This is a genomic window from Pseudothioclava nitratireducens (assembly GCF_029210495.1).
Classification (GTDB): domain Bacteria; phylum Pseudomonadota; class Alphaproteobacteria; order Rhodobacterales; family Rhodobacteraceae; genus Pseudothioclava; species Pseudothioclava nitratireducens.
Genome location: NZ_JARGDK010000004.1, coordinates 51643 through 70132, shown reverse-complemented (window position 1 = coordinate 70132; position 18490 = coordinate 51643). Strand labels below are relative to the sequence as shown.

14 protein-coding genes are annotated in these 18490 nt (G+C 64.9%); 11 read left to right on the top strand and 3 right to left on the bottom strand.

Annotated elements, in window-relative coordinates; all coding sequences use genetic code 11:
• The first annotated feature begins 70 nt into the window (after nucleotides 1-70).
• From P0X85_RS05955 to P0X85_RS05930, 6 genes are all read left to right on the top strand, one after another.
• Nucleotides 71-1213, top strand: coding sequence for a pyridoxal phosphate-dependent aminotransferase (locus P0X85_RS05955; RefSeq protein ID WP_275810016.1), 1143 nt, complete (start codon nucleotides 71-73; stop codon nucleotides 1211-1213).
• A gap of 61 nt (nucleotides 1214-1274) precedes the next feature.
• A complete protein-coding gene (locus P0X85_RS05950; RefSeq protein ID WP_275810013.1) occupies nucleotides 1275-2513 on the top strand; it encodes an N-acetylmuramoyl-L-alanine amidase in 1239 nt (412 codons plus the stop codon).
• Between the two features lie 125 nt (nucleotides 2514-2638).
• Nucleotides 2639-5197, top strand: coding sequence for a penicillin-binding protein 1A (locus tag P0X85_RS05945; protein ID WP_275810010.1), 2559 nt, complete (start codon nucleotides 2639-2641; stop codon nucleotides 5195-5197).
• A gap of 93 nt (nucleotides 5198-5290) precedes the next feature.
• On the top strand, nucleotides 5291-6418 hold the full coding sequence (prfB, locus tag P0X85_RS05940; RefSeq protein WP_275810007.1) for a peptide chain release factor 2: 1128 nt from the start codon (nucleotides 5291-5293) through the stop codon (nucleotides 6416-6418).
• Nucleotides 6419-6422: 4 nt separating this feature from the next.
• Nucleotides 6423-6968, top strand: coding sequence for an AAA family ATPase (locus P0X85_RS05935; RefSeq protein WP_275810004.1), 546 nt, complete (start codon nucleotides 6423-6425; stop codon nucleotides 6966-6968).
• A gap of 249 nt (nucleotides 6969-7217) precedes the next feature.
• Nucleotides 7218-8000 carry a DUF2189 domain-containing protein gene (locus tag P0X85_RS05930; protein WP_275810001.1) on the top strand — a complete coding sequence of 261 codons (783 nt, stop codon included), beginning with the start codon at nucleotides 7218-7220 and terminating at the stop codon, nucleotides 7998-8000.
• Nucleotides 8001-8073: 73 nt separating this feature from the next.
• Here P0X85_RS05930 and P0X85_RS05925 read toward each other — a convergent pair whose 3' ends face one another.
• From P0X85_RS05925 to P0X85_RS05915, 3 genes are all read right to left on the bottom strand, one after another.
• Nucleotides 8074-8589, bottom strand: coding sequence for a bactofilin family protein (locus P0X85_RS05925; RefSeq protein WP_275809998.1), 516 nt, complete (start codon nucleotides 8587-8589; stop codon nucleotides 8074-8076).
• Complete coding sequence (locus P0X85_RS05920) at nucleotides 8579-9901, bottom strand: M23 family metallopeptidase (RefSeq protein ID WP_275809995.1); 1323 nt, start codon at nucleotides 9899-9901, stop codon at nucleotides 8579-8581. Before P0X85_RS05920 ends, P0X85_RS05925 begins: the two co-directional genes overlap by 11 nt.
• Before the next feature lie 203 nt (nucleotides 9902-10104).
• Entirely contained in the window at nucleotides 10105-10587 is a 483-nt protein-coding gene (locus tag P0X85_RS05915) for a peroxiredoxin (protein ID WP_275809991.1), read from the bottom strand.
• Nucleotides 10588-10685: 98 nt separating this feature from the next.
• Here P0X85_RS05915 and P0X85_RS05910 point away from each other — a divergent pair, with 98 nt between their 5' ends.
• The 5 genes from P0X85_RS05910 (at nucleotide 10686) to lpdA (ending at nucleotide 18457) form a co-directional block, all read left to right on the top strand.
• A complete protein-coding gene (locus tag P0X85_RS05910) occupies nucleotides 10686-14009 on the top strand; it encodes an AsmA-like C-terminal region-containing protein (RefSeq protein ID WP_275809988.1) in 3324 nt (1107 codons plus the stop codon).
• Complete coding sequence (gene queA, locus P0X85_RS05905) at nucleotides 14006-15052, top strand: tRNA preQ1(34) S-adenosylmethionine ribosyltransferase-isomerase QueA (RefSeq protein ID WP_275809985.1); 1047 nt, start codon at nucleotides 14006-14008, stop codon at nucleotides 15050-15052. Before P0X85_RS05910 ends, queA begins: the two co-directional genes overlap by 4 nt.
• 73 nt (nucleotides 15053-15125) lie before the next feature.
• Complete coding sequence (locus P0X85_RS05900; RefSeq protein ID WP_275809982.1) at nucleotides 15126-16400, top strand: MFS transporter; 1275 nt, start codon at nucleotides 15126-15128, stop codon at nucleotides 16398-16400.
• Nucleotides 16401-16450: 50 nt separating this feature from the next.
• Nucleotides 16451-17011, top strand: coding sequence for a DUF924 family protein (locus P0X85_RS05895; RefSeq protein WP_275809979.1), 561 nt, complete (start codon nucleotides 16451-16453; stop codon nucleotides 17009-17011).
• A 51-nt stretch (nucleotides 17012-17062) separates the two neighbouring features.
• A complete protein-coding gene (gene lpdA, locus P0X85_RS05890; protein ID WP_275809976.1) occupies nucleotides 17063-18457 on the top strand; it encodes a dihydrolipoyl dehydrogenase in 1395 nt (464 codons plus the stop codon).
• Nucleotides 18458-18490: the final 33 nt, after the last annotated feature.

Genomic DNA, 18490 nt, shown 5'->3' with positions numbered 1-18490 from the left:
TTCACCATTGACCTTGGATGTGGTGCAGCCTATCCGCGCTGAAACGACCAGCGCAGAATGGAGGCAATGGATGCGTTTCTCAAGCCGCGGACAGGTTGATCCCTTTATTGTGATGGATGTCATGGAGGCCGCGCGCGCAGCCGAGGCGGCAGGGCGTCACATCATCCATATGGAGGTCGGACAGCCGTCCACGCCAGCGCCCGCCGGCGCCCGCGCCGCCTTGGCTGCCGCGCTGGAGAACGATGCGCTCGGCTATACGGTGGCGCTCGGGCTTCCGGCACTCCGCGAGGGGATCGCGGCGCTTTATGGGGGCTGGTATGGGGTGGAGCTCGACCCGGCGCGGGTCGTCGTGACCTCTGGCTCTTCGGGGGCGTTCCTGCTGGCGTTCTCGGCGCTCTTTGAGGCGGGCGACAAGGTGGCCCTCGGCGAGCCGGGCTATCCGAGCTATCGCCAGATCCTGCGCGCGATGTCGGTCGAGCCGGTAGGCATTCCGACGCGCCCCGAGAACCGCTATCAGCCGGTGCCGGACGAGATATCCGAGGACGTTCAGGGCCTGATCGTCGCCTCTCCGGGGAATCCGTCTGGCACGATGCTGGGCAAGCCCGAGCTGTCGGCGTTGATGGGCACGGCGCAGGCGCGAGGCATCAGCTTCATCTCGGATGAGATCTATCACGGTCTCCATTACGAGCACCGCGCGGTGAGTGCGCTGGAGGTCTCGGATCAGGCCTATGTGATCAATTCCTTCTCGAAATACTTCTCGATGACGGGCTGGCGTGTGGGCTGGATGGTGGTCCCCGAGGATCACGTCCGCACCATCGAGCGGCTGGCGCAGAACATGTTCATCTGCCCGCCCCATGCAAGCCAGATCGCGGCTTTGGCTGCGCTAGACTGCATCGACGAGCTGGAGGCGAACCGTGCGGTTTATGCCGAGAACCGTCGGTTGATGCTGGAGGGGCTTCCCAAGGCCGGTTTCGACAAGATCGCGCCGCCGGACGGGGCGTTTTACGTCTATGCCGATGTGTCGGAGTTGACCCAGGATAGCCGGGCTTTCGCGCAGCAGATCCTCGAAGAGGCGGGCGTGGCGGTGACACCGGGGCTTGATTTCGACCCGCATCGCGGCGCGCAGAGCCTGCGCTTCTCTTACGCGCGTCAGACTGCGGATATCGTCGAGGGGCTGGCGCGCTTGCAGGCCTTCATGGCAAAGCACGGCTGAGCCGTTTCGCCCAACGCCGAATGCCGCTATAGTCGGGCAAAACACCAAGGCATGAGCGGGCATGAAACGGGCACTTTACACGGTTCTGGCAGTGGCGCTGGTCTATCTGATCGCGTTGTGGTGGTCGGGGTATGGCTTTGCGCAGGACCTCTCGGCACTGGCGCGGCTTGACCCGGCCGAAAGCCGCGTCACTGTAAAGGCGGAGGCAACCGAGATCACACTCGGGCTGAGCCAACCAGTGCCCTATCGCGCCTACCTTCTGGGCGAGCCGCCCCGGCTTGTCATGGATTTCCGGGAGGTCGACTTCGCGGGCCAGCGGCCCGAGGTGCTGGCGCTTGACGGGTTGATCGAGGCCGTTCGATGGGGCCGCTTCCGGCCCGGTTGGTCGCGCCTCGTGGCCGAGCTTTCGGGACCCGCGCGCTTGGTCGAGGCGGTCGAAGAGACCGAGGGGCTGGCCGGGACGGCGCGCATCCGGGTGCGGCTTGAGCCGGTCTCCGCCGATGCTTTTGCGCCGCGTTCGGGCGCGTCGGATTCCGCGCTTTGGGACCTGCCGCAACCCGCCGTCACCGATCCGCCGCATCGTCGTCAGATGGGAGAGCGTCCGCTCTTCGTCGTGCTCGATCCCGGCCATGGCGGGATTGATCCGGGGGCCGAGGTCGAAGGGCTTCAGGAGGCCGACATCGTGCTGCGCTTCGCGCGCGAGTTGAAGGAAGGGCTGCGCCGGGCCGGGGTCGAGGTGCTGATGTCCCGCGAGGAGGACGTTTTCGTGCCGCTTGAAACGCGGATCACCGTGGCGCGGGCTGCGGGGGCCGACCTGTTCCTTTCGCTCCATGCCGATACCGTGCTGGAAGGTCAGGCGACGGGAGCGACGGTTTATCTGCTTGATGAGCAGGCAGAGGATTCGGCCTCGCAAAAGCTGGCCGAGCGCCACGACCGCGCCGACCTTTTGGCCGGGGTCGATCTTGAAGGCCATGACGACGAGGTCGCAACGATCCTGATGGATCTGGCGCGCACCGAGACACAGCCGCGTGCAACCCGTCTGGGGCAGGTGCTGGCCGGGGCGATCAAGGGCGAGGGGCTCAAGATGCATCGCCATCCGGTGCAGGGCGCGGCCTTTTCGGTGCTGAAATCGCCCGACATCCCCTCGGCGCTGCTGGAGCTTGGCTTCATGTCCTCCGAGGCGGACCGCAAGCGCCTTCTCGACCCCGACTGGCGCGCGCGCATGGTTCGCGCCATCGTCGCGGGCGTGCAGTCCTGGGCACAGGCCGATGCGGCCGAGGCACGGCTCTTGCGGCAATAGCCCGACGGGCGGGGGAAACCGGGCGCAACTTCTCGCCAACGTGAGGGCAAGTTGTTTTGACCCGGTCGCGCGCGCGCGGTATACGCAGGCGCAATCGGGGGCGCATGGCCCCATGGGGGTGCGTATTGATCCGTTTCGTGATGTCTTCGATCGGTGGGCTGTTCTCGTGGCTGGTGACGGCGGCGTTCTTCGGCGCGTTGGTGCTGGGCGCGATTTTCTGGTATTATTCCAGCAACTTGCCGAGCCATGAGCAGCTTGCGCAATACACGCCCAAGACCATCTCGCGGATCTATAATGGCGAGGGCCGGCTGATCGACGAATTCGCGCAGGAGCGCCGTCTGTTCGTGCCGATTCAGGACATGCCGGATCTGGTCAAGAACGCCTTCGTTTCGGCCGAAGACAAGAATTTCTACCATCACAAGGGCTACGATGCGCGTGGCATGGTGGCGGCGCTGATCGATGCGGTCAAATCACGCGGTCAGAACGTGCGCGGTGCCTCGACGATCACGCAGCAGGTGATGAAGAACTTCCTGCTGTCCTCGGACCGCTCGGTCGAGCGTAAGATCAAGGAACTGATCCTCGCCTCGCGCGTCGAAGAGGCGCTGTCCAAGGATCGAATTCTCGAGCTTTACCTCAACGAGATTTTCCTCGGACAAAACTCTTACGGGGTGGCGGCCGCGGCGCAGACCTATTTCAACAAGACGCTGGCGGAGCTTGCCCCGCACGAGGCCGCGACCCTTGCCTCGATGCCGGCGGCGCCGTCGAATTTCCACCCGGTGCGCAACATGGAGCGGCTTCAGGGCCGCCGGAATTACGTGCTGCGCGAGATGTGGCAGAACGGCTATATTTCGGAGGCGACCTATCAGTCCGAGCGGCTGGAGCCGGTGCGCTCGGTGCAGAATGGCGACTTCCCGCCCTTCCGCGAGGCGCTGCCGCCGCGCGACTATTTCACCGACGAAATTCGCCGCCAGCTTTCGCGCACCTTCGGCGAGGATGAGTTCTTTGGTGGAGGTCTGACGATCCGTGCGACCGTCGATCCGGCGATGCAGGATCAGGCGTCCAAAGCGTTGCAACATGCGCTTGAGGATTACGACCGCAATCAGGGCATCTGGCGCGGCACCGGGGTGAGCATTCCCGCCGACCGCCTGACCGACGAAGCAAGCTGGCGCGCCGCGCTCGCCGAAGTGCCGACCGACAAGGCGCCGCGCGACATCGAGGGCTGGATGCCTGCGGTGGTGCTCGCGCTTGGCGAGAATGACGCGCGTATCGGGATCGAGGGGATCGCGGAGGATGACGACGGTCACTGGGTGCCCGCCAAGGATGTGCAATGGGCGCGCAAGCTGCTGCCCGACGGCAAGCTGGGCCGCAAGGCGCAGGTCGCCTCGGATCTGGTCGCGGTCGGCGATGTGGTGCTGGTGCGGGCCATGACTTCGGATGCGGATGGCAGCTTCATCCGCTGGACACTGCGTCAGGTGCCCGAGGTGCAGGGCTCGTTCATGGCGATGGACGTGAATACGGGCCGCGTGATCGCGATGCAGGGTGGCTTCAGCTATCAGGCGAGCGTCTATAACCGCGCGACGCAGGCGATGCGTCAGCCCGGCTCGTCGTTCAAACCCTTCGTTTATGCGGCGGCGCTCGACTCCGGGTTCAGCCCGGCCACGATCGTGGTCGACGCCCCGATCGAGATCAACACGCCGCAGGGCCTGTGGCGCCCCAAGAACGCGTCGAACAAGTTTTACGGCCCGACGCCCGTGCGCACCGGGATCGAGCAATCCCGGAACCTGATGACGATCCGGATCGCGCAGGAAATCGGCATGGAGACCGTCGCGGGCTATGCCGAGCGCTTCGGCGTCTACAATCCGATGCGTCCGTTCCTCGCCAACGCGCTTGGCGCACAGGAAACCACGATGTTCCAGATGGTCGCGGCCTATGCGATGTTCGCCAATGGCGGCGAGCGGGTGGAGCCGACGCTGGTGGACCGCGTGCAGGACCGCTACGGGCGCACGATCTACCGTCACGACCAGCGCGATTGCGCGGATTGTAGCGACCCGAACCTCGCCGCCGGGCTCGGTCCGCGCGTGGTCTCGAACCGCGAGCGGGTGATGGATGCGATCACCGCCTATCAGCTGACCTCGATGATGGAAGGCGTGGTCAAGCGCGGCTCGGGCAAGGGCGTGAACCTGCCGGTGCCGGTTGCGGGCAAGACCGGGACCACCAATGACGCCAAGGATGTTTGGTTCATCGGCTATACCTCGAATATCGTGGCGGGCTGCTACATGGGCCATGACAACCCGCGCAGCCTTGGTCGCGGCGCCTATGGCGGCACGCTTTGTGTGCCGGTCTTCAACGAATTCATGAAGGAAGCCGTCAAGAAATTCGGCGGCTCGCAGTTCCGCGTTCCGCCGGGGGGGCACTGGGTCAAGATCAACCGCTTCACCGGTGAGCGTCTGTCCGCAGACGCGACCGGCGATTTCGTCGTCTCGGAATATCTGCGCGACGGTCAGGACATGGCCGGGCTGGGGATCGTGATCGACGGTGGCTTTGCGATGGGGATGAACCTGCCGCTCTTCGCACCGGGTGAGGACGATGTCGGCGGCACCGCCATCACCACCTCGACCGGCCAGCAGAAGGTGATCCCGAAGAAGGCCGATTTCGGCACGCTGAGTTCCGGCGGGCTTTACTGACACGCGTGGCGAACCCAAAGCCGGGCCGGGCGCTTGCCCGCCGCCCGGCTTCGCGCTATCACCCGCCCAAGACCGATACGAAGGACCGACCCCATGCGCGCCGAGACGCAAAACACCGTCGATGCGATCAAGAAATCCCTGACCCTGCTGGGGCAGCGGCTCGATCTCGAGACCGCGCCGCACCGGATCGAGGAATTCAACGCGATGATCGAGGACCCCACGCTGTGGGACGATCAGGCGCGCGCGCAAAAGCTGATGCGCGACCGTCAGCAGCTGATGGACAAATACGAGACCTATCAACGCATCGCGCGCGAGCTGACCGACAATGTCGAGCTGATCGAGCTGGGCGAGATGGAGGACGATGCCGAGATCGTCTCGGAGGCCGAATCCGCGCTCAAGGCGCTGAAGGCTGATGCGGCCTCGAAGGAACTTGAAGCGCTTCTCGATGGTGAAGCGGACGGGAACGACACCTATCTCGAGATTCACTCGGGCGCGGGCGGCACGGAAAGCTGCGACTGGGCCTCGATCCTTGCGCGGATGTATGTCCGCTGGGCCGAGAAAAAAGGCTACGACGTCGAGCTTGAGGCCGAGACCCCCGGCGAAGAGGCGGGCATCAAATCGGCGACCTACAAGATTTCCGGCCCCAACGCCTATGGCTGGCTGAAATCGGAATCGGGCGTGCACCGGCTCGTGCGGATCTCGCCTTACGACTCGGCGGCACGGCGGCATACGTCCTTCTGCTCGGTCTGGGTTTATCCGGTGGTCGACGACAATATCGACATCGTCATCAACCCGTCCGAGATTCGGATCGACACCTACCGCTCCTCGGGTGCGGGCGGTCAGCACGTCAACACCACCGACTCGGCGGTGCGGATCACCCATATCCCGACCAATATCGTCGTGACCTCGTCGATGAAATCGCAGCACCAGAACCGCGAGATCGCGATGAACGCGCTTAAATCGCGGCTCTACCAGATGGAGCTGGACCGGCGGAACGCCGCCATCAACGAGGCCCACGAGGCCAAGGGCGAGGCGGGCTGGGGCAACCAGATCCGGTCCTACGTCTTGCAACCCTATCAGATGGTGAAGGACCTTCGGACGGGGTTTGAGACTTCGGACACGCAAGGGGTGCTCGACGGTGATCTCGACGGTCTGATGGCGGCAACATTGGCGATGGGCGTCGAGGGCAAGTCTCGCGCCGACGCGCAAGCGGACGACTGATCGGGTGGCGGCGCGGGTCTATCTGACTGGCGCTGCGGGGTCTGGAACCTCGACCCTTGGGCGCGCGATTGCCGCGCATCTGGGGGTCACCCATCTCGATACCGATGACTATTACTGGCGCGAAAGCGCCATTCCCTTCACCGACAAACGCCCCGCTGTCGAGCGCATCGAGATGATCCTTGAGGCGCAGGCCAAGGCGGGCGGCGATTGGGTTCTGTCGGGCTCCGCCGATGGTTGGGGCGAGCCGATCCTCAAGGGGCTGGACCTGATCGTATTCGTGACCGCTCCGACGCCGCTTCGGCTCGCGCGGCTGCGCAAGCGCGAAGGCGCGCGGTTTGGAGACCGTATCCGTCCGGGCGGCGATATGGCGCATAACCACGCGGCCTTTCTGAAATGGGCGGCAGGTTATGACGATCCCTATTTTTCGGGGCGCTCGCTGCAACGCCACCGAGACTGGCTGGCAAGACGCAAGGAACCCATTCTGGAGCTTTCTGGCGGCGAGGCCGTCGAAGCGCAGCTCAAATCGGCGCTTGATGCCTTGGGACACTGAGACCCGAGGGCCCGTTCCTTTTTCAGAAATCCTTTAGCCATCCGGTGCGCGCGCCCGCGCATCCGGACCGCGATGCTGCGCTGCCGCGAGAGATTTTCTTGCCAAATCCGCTTCGCCCCGATCATTCTGGAGCTGCGGCGGGATGCCGCAGGCGGACGGATCGGCATAGCAGGCAGGGAGGGCCGGCAATGCCATGAAGAGGTTCCGGGCCAACGCATCCCACGCCTTACAGCATGAGGGAGAGAGCCGATGCAGCAAGTGATGGAGCGCCCATCAGAACCGTCAGAACTTCCGCAGATCAAGGATATGCCGGTCGCGGCGATCCCCGAGGTTCTGCGCCTTGGGATGCGGGATTTTCTTCGCGCCCCGGCCTTCGGGATCTTTTTCTCGCTGGTCTATGTGCTGGGGGGCATCGTGCTTTATCTGGTCTTCGCGGCCAATGGGCGGGAATGGTGGCTGGTGCCGTTCATGCTCGGCTTCCCGCTTTTCGCGCCCTTCGCGGCGATTGGGCTTTATGAGGTCAGCCGTCGCATCGAGGCGGGCGAGCCGCTTTTGTGGCGCGACGTGCTGGGCGTGGTCTTTGCCCAGAAGGACCGTCAGATGCCCTCGATGTCAGTGGTCATCCTGCTGTTGTTCATGTTCTGGATTTTCATCGCTCATACCAGTTTCGCGCTGTTCCTCGGAACCAAGGCGTTCAGCGGGAATACCTCCCCGATCGACGTGCTGCTGAGTGCGAACGGGCTGGCCATGCTGAGCTTTGGAACAGCCGTCGGAGCCGCTTTCGCCGCCGTGCTCTTCGCCTTTACCGTGGTCGGATTGCCGCTTCTGCTGGAGCGCGAGATCGACTTTATCACCGCGATCATCACCTCGGTGCAGGCGGTGCTCGCCAACCCGGCCTCGATGGCGATCTGGGCGGCGACGATCGCGGGTCTGCTGTTCCTCGGGATGCTGCCGGCGTTTATCGGCCTCTTCGTAGTGCTGCCGATTCTTGGTCATGCGAGCTGGCATATGTATCGCCACCTGACGGCCTGATCCGGGCCACGCAGACATGAAAAAAGGGCGGTCCCTCGGGGCCGCCCTTCATCTGTTTCGGATCGTCTTGCGCTCAGGCGTCGCTCTCGGTGCCCGGTGCCGCGGGCGGCGCGAGTTTCGGCGTGGCCTGACCGCTTTGCAGCGGGTCGTCCTGACGCTGAACGGAGCCTTCGAAATGGGCGCCTGATTCAATGGCGATGGTCTTGTGGATGATGTCGCCCTCGACGCGGGCGGTCGAGGTCAGACGGACCTTGAGGCCACGCACACGCCCCACGACGCGGCCATTGACCACCACGTCATCAGCGATGATTTCCCCGCGGATCGTCGCGGTTTCACCCACCGTCAGCAGATGCGCGCGGATGTCGCCTTCGACGACGCCTTCGACCTGAATGTCGCCGGTCGTCTTGATGTTGCCGGTCACGGTGAGATCCGAGGATAGCACCGAAGCGGCCGGTTTGGTGCGCGGCATCGAGGGCGTGAAGTCACCCGCCGGACGTGCCGGGATCGGGCTGGTTTCGGGGCCCTTGGCCTTGTCGGAGTCCTGCGCGGCCTTGGGGCCGGGCTCGTGGATTTTGCTCTTAGAAAACATCTTGTGCAGCCTTGATGAATTTCATCGGGTTGATGGGTGAACCGCCCACCCGGATTTCATAGTGCAGATGCGGCCCGGTGGACCGACCGGTGTTCCCCATATCACCGATCCTCTCCCCGCGCGAGACTTTTTGCCCGGTCTTCACGCGGAATTTGGACAGGTGGCCATAGACGGTCTGGATGCCGAAATCGTGCTGGATGCGGATCACGTTGCCATAGCCCGACTCGCGTCCCGCCTTGAGCACGACACCGTCGGCGGGCGCGTAGATCGGCGTGCCCACGGGGCCAGCGAGATCGACCCCGGCGTGGAGCCGGCCCCAGCGATGGCCATAGGGCGAGGTGAAACGGAATTGGCCTTGCTTGACCGGGATGGCGAAGGGCAGGCGATCGACAGCGATGCGATACATGTTCATCTCGTCGAGCCGATCGAGAATGCCCGAGGCGCGCTCTGCGTCGAGATCGCTGCCCGGCGTGCCCTTGGTCGAAAGCGAGATCGCCGAGAGCGGCCCGCCCGTGCCGGAATAGCCGCGGCGCACCTGGTTCAGGATCGTGTCGGGGCTCATGCCCGCGGCCTTGAACATGCGGTCCAGCGGCTCCATCGACACTTTCACAGCGCCTTCAAGCGTGGTGAAAATCTCGTCGTTGCGTTCTTCGAGGAGGCGTTTCTCCAGCGCGATCTGCTCGGCTTCAAGGCGCGCGGCCTCGGCTTCGAGCGTGGCGCTGTCGCGTTCCTCGGCGGTCTCGCCAAGCGCAGAGGTCAGCACGTCGAGCGTCTTTTCCATTTCGTCGGCGCGCGCAGCGAGGCTTTGACCCGGCGTCGCGGCATCGCCGGTCTGTAGCGTGGCGAGTTCCTCGCGGGCGCTGTCACGCTCGATCATGGTGCGGCGCAGGGTCGACTGGATCACGGTGATCCCGGTCTCAAGCTCGCGGCGGCGCTCTTCGGAGCTGAGCAGTTGCGACTGCATTTGCGAGACCTGCTCCAGCGCGAGCTGGAACCGGCTTTGTGCATCCGCGGCTTCCTTGGCGCGGGTGTCGCGCTCTTGCGAGAGGGTTTCGAGACGCGCCTCGAAAGCGGCGGTGGAAATCTGGCCCTGATCGTCGCCCGGACCCGAGGAAATCCCGGTGATGAACAGCATCGCGGTTGCGATCACCGACCATGTGAACAACAGCCCGCCCGCGGCCAGAACCCCGGCCTGTGTCAGCGGACGCAGCCGCACGAAGCGCGTGGCGCTGTCCGATTTCATGAAGAGGCGCTGTTCGGGAAGCCATTTCTCAAGCCCCGAATTGGCGCGATCAAGGATGCGTCTGTGCAAACCGTAAGTCCTGCTCTCGTTCCGACGACTTCGCGGGTCTCAACCTGCAAAGGCGCGCCCGTCAGGGAGGGGCGCGCAGCAAGGGCTTAACAAGGGGGGGCGGCGCGGCGCAACCGTTAATGGCCGTGCCGCGACCCATTGTCCGGGCCGAGGGCGGCCTTGGGCGATTTTTCGCCTATTTGCGGGGGCTTATTCGCCGAGCTTCAGGACAGATCACGCAGCCGTGCGAGAACCTCCTCGGCATGGCCCTTGACCTTCACCTTGTCCCAGACCTCGAGCACTTTGCCATCCCCGCCGATCAGCACGGTCGCGCGCTGGATGCCCATGTAGGTCTTGCCATACATGTTCTTCTCGACCCATGTGCCGTAACGCTCGCAGGTATCGCTCTCGGCATCCGAAACAAGCGTGATGCCCAGCCCGTGCTTGGTGCAGAACTTGTCGTGCTTGGCGGGGGTGTCCTTGGAGATACCGACGACAACGGCGCCTGCCTTGGCGAATTCCTCGGCAAGCCGGGTGAAATCGAGCGCCTCGGTGGTGCAGCCGGGGGTGTCGTCCTTGGGGTAGAAATAGAGCACCACCGGTGCGGGCCGCAGCGCCGAGAGGGTCAGCGTTTCCGAACCGGAACCGGCTCCGGTCTGGGTGCGCGGCAGGGTGAAATCAGGCGCGGTTTCGCCAATCGCGATCATTTGGGACCTCCGTCAATTGCTTTTGGCTTACGTTCTAGCCCGCCTTGCGCAATTATAAAGTTCAAGACAAAGAAAAACCGATCCGAGGACGAGGTAGGATGACGCAGCTTCCCGATCCGGCGCCCCCCGAGGCGCAGGCGGCCGACCCGCAAGGGCGCGGGCCGGGGCTGCATCGGCAGGCCGGGCATTTCGGGCTGTGGCTCTTGATGAGCCTCCCGATTGTCGGGTTGGTCGTGGTGTTTCTGGCGCTGGCGATCACCCATCGCGCGCTGTCGTTTCCTGACTGGATGGTGACCCGCTTCGAGGCGCGCGCCAACGCGGCGCTAGCGGGGCGGATGACGGTCACGCTCGCGGGGGGGGCGGATGTCATCGTCGACGAGGGGATCGTGCCGCGGGTGCGCTTTCACGATGTCGAGCTGACGCGGGCGAACGGCACCACCATCGCGGTCTTTCCCGAGCTGCGCACGACGCTTTATGCGCAACCGCTGCTGCGCGGCCATGTCGTGCCGCGCGGCTTTCGGATCCGGGGCGCGCAGATCGCGCTGCGACGGCTGGAAGATGGACGGTTCGATTTCGGGTTCAACCAGGGGCAGGAGATGCCCGCGATCGCGGTGGCGAGCCTGTCCGAAGCGGTCGAAGAATTCGAGCGTGTCTTCGAGGTGCCGGCCCTTGCCATGCTCGAGCGCGTGCAAATCGAGAATGTCGCGCTGCGCGTGGACGATCTGCGGCTGGGGCGGGTCTGGCATCTGAGCGGCGACCAGATGCGGCTGACGCAAGATGACGAAAAGATCGCGATGGCGCTTGATGTGCAGATCGCGGCGGCGGGCGAGGTGCCCGCGCGGGTTTCGGTGACAGGGGCGACGCGCAAACGCGGGCGCGCGGCCGAATTCGCCGCGACGATCACCGATGTGCCGGCGCGCGATCTTGCGGTGCAATCGCCTGCGCTTGCGGCCTTGCAGGTGCTTGATGCGCCGATTTCCGGCTCGCTGCGCTCCGGGCTCGACGATGCAGGGGCGCTGACCGGGATGAATGCGGTGCTCGAGATCGGGGCGGGCGCGGTGCATCCTGATCCGGCGGTAGCCGCGATCCCCTTCGATGGCGGCAAGGTCTATCTTGGTTACGACCCGGTCGCGCAGAGGGTCTCGTTCACCGATCTGCGGTTTGACAGCCGAGCGATCCGGCTGCGCGCCAATGGTCAGACCCTGATCCGCGATTTTGAGCGGGGCCTGCCGCGCTCGATCCTCGGTCAGGTGCAGATTACCGATCTGCAACTCGATCCCGAGGGCCTGTTTGAATCCCCCGCGCGTTTTTCGGGCGGCGAGGTCGATCTGCGCCTCCGGCTCGACCCGTTCGAGGTCGAACTGGGGCAGGTGCAGCTTCACAGCGAGGAGACGCGGATCTCGATGCGCGGCGGCGCACGAGTCCGCGCGCAGGGCTGGCATGTTGCGCTGGATACCGCGATCAACGCGATCGGAGCCGAGCGGATGCTGGCGCTCTGGCCGACCTTCGTGGTGCCCAAGACCCGTGACTGGGTGGCGCAGAACGTCACTACGGGCGAGCTGCACAATGTCCGTGCCGCGCTGCGCATTCGGCCCGCCGAAGAGCCGGAACTGGCACTCAATTACGAATTCCGCGGGGCGGATGTGCGGATTTTGCGCACGCTGCCCAATGTGAAGCAGGGCCGGGGCTTTGCCGCGATCCTGGGGCAGCGTCATGGGCTGATGGTCGAGGAAGGCCATGTCGTCGCCCCTTCGGGTGGCTCGGTCGAGGTGGCGGACACGGTCATGGTGGTGCCCGATGTGCGCATCAAGCCGCCGCCCGCGGTGGTCAAGCTGCGCACCCGCTCACAGATCCCGGCGGCGCTCTCGCTGCTCGATCAGCCGCCGTTTGAATTCATGCGCAAGGCCGGGCAGCCGACCGATCTGGCCGAGGGCTGGGCCGATGCGTTGACGGTGCTGAAATTGCGGCTGGCCCAAAAGGTTGCGCCCGAGGATGTCAGCTTTGACGTGACCGCACGCCTGACTGAGGTGTCCTCTGAAAAGATCGTTCCGGGGCGCACGCTTACCGCCGAGGCTTTCGATTTGCGGGCCGACCGGGCGGGGATCAGCCTCTCGGGCAAGGGCGCGCTTTCCGGCGTGCCCTTCGACGCGCGCTGGTCGCAGGCATTCGGGCCCGAAGCCCAGGGGAGTTCGACCGTCGAGGGCCATGTGCAGATCACCCCCGCCGCGCTTGACGCCTTTGATATTGCTTTGCCACGGGGGGCGCTGACGGGGAAAGGCTGGGGGCGGGTGCGGCTTGACCTGCGACGCGGAGAGCCGACGCGCTATGACGTGGCAACCGACCTTAAGGGCATCGCGCTTTCGATCCCGCAGATCGGCTTTGCGATGGGGGCGCAGAGCACGGGACGTTTGGCGCTCAGCGGGGCGCTTGGCCAGCCGCCGACGGTGGAGGCGCTGACCCTTGAGGCGCCGGGGCTCAGCGCCGAGGGCAATCTGACCCTGCGCGCGGCAGGCGGGCTGGAGCGCGCGCGGTTCGACCGGCTGGCCATCGCCAACTGGTTCACCGGTGCCGCCGATCTCGTGGGGCGCGGTGGCGCGGCCCCGGATGTGGTGGTGCGCGAGGGGCGCTTCGACCTGCGCCGGTTCACTGCCGGATCGGGCAGCGGGGGCGGTGCGGGCGGAGGCAAGATCACCGCTGCGCTAGACCGGCTTCAGGTGAGCGACTCCATTGCGCTCACCGGGTTCCGGGGGGAGTTTTCGACGCGTGGCGGGTTCAGCGGCACGTTCAACGGACGCATCAATGGCGCGGCCCCGGTTGTGGGCACGCTCGCGCCGCACAGGTCGGGCCGCAGCGCGGTCCGGCTGCGCGCGGACGATGCCGGGCAGGCGATGGCCGCGGCCGGCATCTTTGATCGTGCACGGGGTGGCAGCCTCGATATGACCCTGACGCCGTCGGGGCGCGAGACCTATGACGGGCAGGTAAAAATGGCCAATCTGCGGGTGCGCAACGCCCCGGTTCTGGCGTCTCTGCTGTCGGCGGCCTCGGTGATCGGGCTGCTCGAACAGCTCAACGGAGAGGGGTTGCTCTTCTCCGAGGTGGACGGGGCCTTTCGCTTGACGCCCAACGGGGTCAGCGTCACAAGGGGCGAGGCTATCGGCGCTTCCATGGGGGTGACGATGCAGGGCAATTTCTATCCGTCCAGCGGGAAGATCGACATGCAAGGCGTTGTTTCGCCGTTCTATTTGCTCAACGGGATCGGTCAGATCCTCACCCGTCGCGGCGAGGGGCTGTTCGGTGTGACCTATCGGCTCTCGGGGTCCAAGGACGCGCCGCAAATCACGGTCAACCCGCTCTCGATCCTGACGCCCGGCATGTTCCGCGAGATTTTCCGCCGCGCACCGCCAGAGGTTCTGAGCGAATGAAACTCGACGATTTCGATTTCGAACTGCCCGAGGCGCTGATCGCAACCCGGCCCGCCAGCCCGCGTGAAAGCGCCAAGCTGCTCGTCGCCGAGGGCGACACGATCCGCGATCTGCATGTGCGCGCTCTGCCGGATCTGTTCCGGCCCGGGGATCGGCTGGTGCTGAACAACACCAAGGTGATCCCGGCGCGGCTGTCGGGCACGCGCACGCGCCACTCGGCGCAGGGTGAGGTCACGGCGAAGATCGAGGTGACGCTGCTCGAACCGGCCCCCGAGGGCGGCTGGATGGCGCTGGCCAAGCCGTTGCGCAAACTGCGCGCGGGCGAGGAGATCCGCTTCTCGGAGAAGCTCTCGGCGCAGGTCGTGGCAATCTCCGAAGGGCAGATGCGGATCGACTTCAACTGTGCGGGCGCGGATTTCGACGCGGCATTGGCGGAGGCGGGTGCGATGCCGCTGCCACCCTATATCGCGGCGCTTCGCGCGCCTGACGAGGCCGACACGACCGATTATCAAACCGTATTCGCGCGCCACGCGGGCGCGGTTGCGGCGCCGACCGCAAGCCTGCACCTGACGCGGGACATGCTGGAACGTCTCGCGGCCAAGGGGGTGCAGTTCACCGAGGTGACACTGCATGTCGGTGCGGGCACTTTCCTGCCGGTCAAGGTCGAGGACGTGACCACCCACAAGATGCATGCTGAATGGGGAGAGGTCACCGAGACCGCCGCCGCCGAGATCGCGGCGACCAAGGCGGCGGGCGGGCGGGTGATTCCGGTCGGCACCACAGCGCTGCGCCTGATCGAGAGCGCGGCTGCGAGCGGGCAGGTCGCGCCGTTTCGCGGCACGACCGATATTTTCATCTATCCCGGTTACACATTCCGCGTAACCGACGCGCTCATGACCAATTTCCACCTGCCCAAATCGACGCTCCTGATGCTGGTTTCGGCGCTGATGGGCGCGGATCGTATCCGGCGCATCTACGACCACGCCGTGACGCAACGGTATCGGTTCTTCTCGTATGGGGATGCGTCGCTTTTGATCCCTTGATGTCGTCTTTGGGACGGAATGGCCCGTGCCACGGGGCTAGACGGGGCGTCTTTCGATCTGCGAGGGTAGGGCCATGCTGACGGTTCTCAAACAATCCTGGGCCCTGCTGCTGGGTATCTTGTTCCTGATGGTGGGCAACGGGATGCAAGGCACGCTTCTGGGTATCCGGGGCGAGATCGAGGGCTTTGCCACCTTCGAGATGTCGCTGGTCATGTCCGCCTATTTCGCTGGCTTCCTGTTCGGTTCGCGCACTGTTCCCGGGTTGATCCAGCGCGTCGGCCATGTGCGCGTCTTTGCGGCGCTCGGTTCGCTGATCTCGGCGGTGCTGATCCTCTATGCCGCTGCCCCGCATTGGGCGCTTTGGATCGCGATGCGGGTGCTGATCGGCTTCAGCTTCTCTGGCGTCTACATCACCGCTGAAAGCTGGTTGAACGCCTCCTCGACCAATGAGACCCGCGGGCAGGCGCTCTCGGCCTATATGATCGTGCAGATGCTGGGCATCATCGCAGCGCAATTGCTCATCAATACGGGCGATCCGGCGGGATATCTGCTGTTCGTGATCCCCTCGGTTCTGGTGTCGCTCGCCTTCACGCCGATCTTGCTTTCGGCGTCGCCCGCGCCGCCCTTCGCCACGATCCAGCGGATGAGCTTTGCGCGCCTGTGGGAGGCCTCGCCGCTGGGCTGCGTGGGCATCTTCCTGATGGGGGGCGTGTTTTCGGCACTGTTCGGGATGGCGGCGGTCTGGGGCACTATGGCGGGGCTGTCGGTCGGTGAAATTTCCACCTTCGTCGCGGCGATTTATGTGGGCGGGCTGTTCGCACAATACCCGATCGGCTGGGTGTCGGACCGGATGGACCGCCGCGTGCTGATTCTCGCGCTGAGCGCGGTGGGCGGGTTGGCGATGCTGATCGTTTTTGCACTCCAGCCGCCCTTCGTGGTGCTGCTGGTCGGCGCGGCGGTGATCGGCGGCGTTGCGAACCCGCTCTATTCGTTGCTCTTGGCCTATACCAACGACTTCCTCGACAATTCCGACATGGCTTCGGCGTCGGCGGGGCTGATGTTCATCAACGGGGTGGGCGCGGTGACCGGCCCTGTCGTCACCGGCTGGCTGATGGAGAGCACCGGCGCGCGCGGGTTCTTCCTCTACTTGGCGGTGCTCAACGTTGCGCTCGCGCTTTATGCGCTATGGCGGATGACGCGCCGCCCGGCGCTCTCGGTCGAGGAAACCGGCGCCTTCACCGTGCTCTCGCCCACGGCCACCCCGGTCGCTGTCGAGGCTGCGATGGAGGCCGCCCATGAGGAAGCCGAGGACCATCAGGCCGATCCGCAAGGCCCGCAACAGGGTTGATCCGGCGCCCCCTCTGCGTCAGCCTGAACCGGCAGACAGGGGAGGGGTGGATGACACAGGTCGAAGAGGTAATCGCCTTCTGGCGCGAGGTTGGCCCCGACGGCTGGTATCGGGGCGATGCCGCGCTCGACCAGAAGGTGCGCGCGCGGTTCGAAGGGCTGTGGCGCGCCGCGCGGGACGGGGCCTGCGCGGACTGGATGGGGAGTGCAGAGGGCGCGTTGGCGCTGATCCTCGTGCTCGATCAGTTTCCGCGCAACATGTTCCGCGACGCGCCAGAGAGCTTTGCGACCGATGCCGCAGCCCTTGCCCGTGCACAGGAGGCCATTGCTCGTGGCCATGATTGCCAGATCGCGCCGCCGCTGCGGCAGTTCTTCTATCTGCCCTTCATGCACGCCGAATCCCTTACAGCGCAGGATCAGGGTGTCGATCTCTTTGCCGAGCGGATGCCGGGGGACAACCTGCGCCACGCGCGCGCCCACCGCGCCGTGATCGCGCGCTTTGGCCGTTTTCCGTGGCGCAATGCGGCATTGGGGCGGGTGTCCAGCCCCGAAGAGCGGCAGTTTCTGGCCGATGGTGGCTATGCAAAGGCCCTTGAAGAACAGGGCCATTGAAGCGCGGGAAAAATTAGTTTAATGCCAAACTAATTTCTGAAGGAGGAAAGCATGGCAGCGAAAAGCTTCGACATGATCGTCATCGGCGCAGGCCCGGGAGGCTATGTCGCGGCCATCCGCGGCGCTCAGCTTGGCCTCAATGTCGCAATCATTGAGCGCGAGCATCTGGGCGGCATCTGCCTCAACTGGGGCTGTATCCCGACCAAGGCGCTCCTGCGCTCGGCCGAAGTGTTCCACCTGATGGAGCGGGCCAAGGATTTCGGTCTATCGGCAGACAAGATCGGCTACGATCTCGACGCGGTGGTGCAACGCTCGCGCGGCGTCGCCAAACAGCTTTCTGGCGGCATCGGCCACCTGATGAAGAAGAACAAGATCACGGTGGTGATGGGCGCGGCGACGATCCCGGCCAAGGGTAAGGTCTCGGTCAAGACCGACAAGGGCACCGAAGAGCTGACCGCCAAGGCGATCGTGCTGGCCACCGGCGCACGGGCGCGGGAGCTTCCGGGCCTTGAGGCGGATGGCGATCTCGTCTGGACCTACAAGCACGCGCTGGTGCCAAAACGGATGCCCAAAAAGCTTCTGGTGATCGGCTCGGGCGCGATCGGCATCGAATTCGCCAGCTTCTTCAACACGCTCGGCGCGGATACGACCGTGGTCGAGGTGATGGACCGCGTGCTGCCGGTCGAAGATGCCGAAATCTCGGCCTTCGCCAAGAAGCAGTTCGAAAAGCAAGGCATGAAGATCCGGGAAAAGACCACGGTCACCAAGCTCGACCGCGCCAAGGGCAAGGTCACCGCGCATTTTGAGGCGGGCGGCAAAACCTCGACCGAAGAGTTCGACACTGTGATCTCGGCGGTCGGCATCGTCGGCAATGTCGAGGGCTTGGGCCTTGAGGCGCTCGGCGTCAAGATTGACCGCACCCATGTCGTAGTGGACGAATTCTGCCGCACCGGGGTCGAGGGTCTTTATGCCATCGGCGATATCGCCGGGGCGCCGTGGCTTGCGCACAAGGCCAGCCACGAGGGCGTCATGGTCGCCGAGGTGATCGCGGGCAAACACGCGCATCCGATCAAGCCCGGCTCCATCGCGGGCTGCACCTATTGCCACCCGCAGGTGGCGTCGGTCGGCATGACCGAAGCCAAGGCGAAAGAGGCGGGCTACGAGGTCAAGGTCGGTCGCTTCCCCTTCATCGGCAACGGCAAGGCCATCGCGCTCGGTGAACCCGAGGGTATGGTGAAGACCGTGTTCGACGCGAAGACCGGAGAGCTGCTCGGCGCGCATATGGTTGGCGCCGAGGTGACCGAGATGATTCAGGGCTATGTGATCGGGCGCACGCTCGAGACCACCGAGGAAGACCTGATGAACACCGTCTTCCCGCATCCGACACTCTCGGAAATGATGCATGAATCGGTGCTCGACGCTTACGGGCGCGCCTTGCATTTCTGATCTGTCAGTCTGCGGAAAATATCCCGGGGGAAT

What these genes read in the sequence shown, in the direction of transcription:
- P0X85_RS05955 (WP_275810016.1), top strand. Translation starts at nt 71, where the DNA reads ATGCGTTTCTCAAGCCGCGGACAGGTTGATCCCTTTATTGTGATGGAT.
- P0X85_RS05950 (WP_275810013.1), top strand. Translation starts at nt 1,275, where the DNA reads ATGAAACGGGCACTTTACACGGTTCTGGCAGTGGCGCTGGTCTATCTG.
- prfB (WP_275810007.1), top strand. Translation starts at nt 5,291, where the DNA reads ATGCGCGCCGAGACGCAAAACACCGTCGATGCGATCAAGAAATCCCTG.
- P0X85_RS05930 (WP_275810001.1), top strand. Translation starts at nt 7,218, where the DNA reads ATGCAGCAAGTGATGGAGCGCCCATCAGAACCGTCAGAACTTCCGCAG.
- P0X85_RS05925 (WP_275809998.1), bottom strand. Translation starts at nt 8,589, where the DNA reads ATGTTTTCTAAGAGCAAAATCCACGAGCCCGGCCCCAAGGCCGCGCAG.
- P0X85_RS05915 (WP_275809991.1), bottom strand. Translation starts at nt 10,587, where the DNA reads ATGATCGCGATTGGCGAAACCGCGCCTGATTTCACCCTGCCGCGCACC.
- P0X85_RS05910 (WP_275809988.1), top strand. Translation starts at nt 10,686, where the DNA reads ATGACGCAGCTTCCCGATCCGGCGCCCCCCGAGGCGCAGGCGGCCGAC.
- queA (WP_275809985.1), top strand. Translation starts at nt 14,006, where the DNA reads ATGAAACTCGACGATTTCGATTTCGAACTGCCCGAGGCGCTGATCGCA.
- P0X85_RS05900 (WP_275809982.1), top strand. Translation starts at nt 15,126, where the DNA reads ATGCTGACGGTTCTCAAACAATCCTGGGCCCTGCTGCTGGGTATCTTG.
- P0X85_RS05895 (WP_275809979.1), top strand. Translation starts at nt 16,451, where the DNA reads ATGACACAGGTCGAAGAGGTAATCGCCTTCTGGCGCGAGGTTGGCCCC.
- lpdA (WP_275809976.1), top strand. Translation starts at nt 17,063, where the DNA reads ATGGCAGCGAAAAGCTTCGACATGATCGTCATCGGCGCAGGCCCGGGA.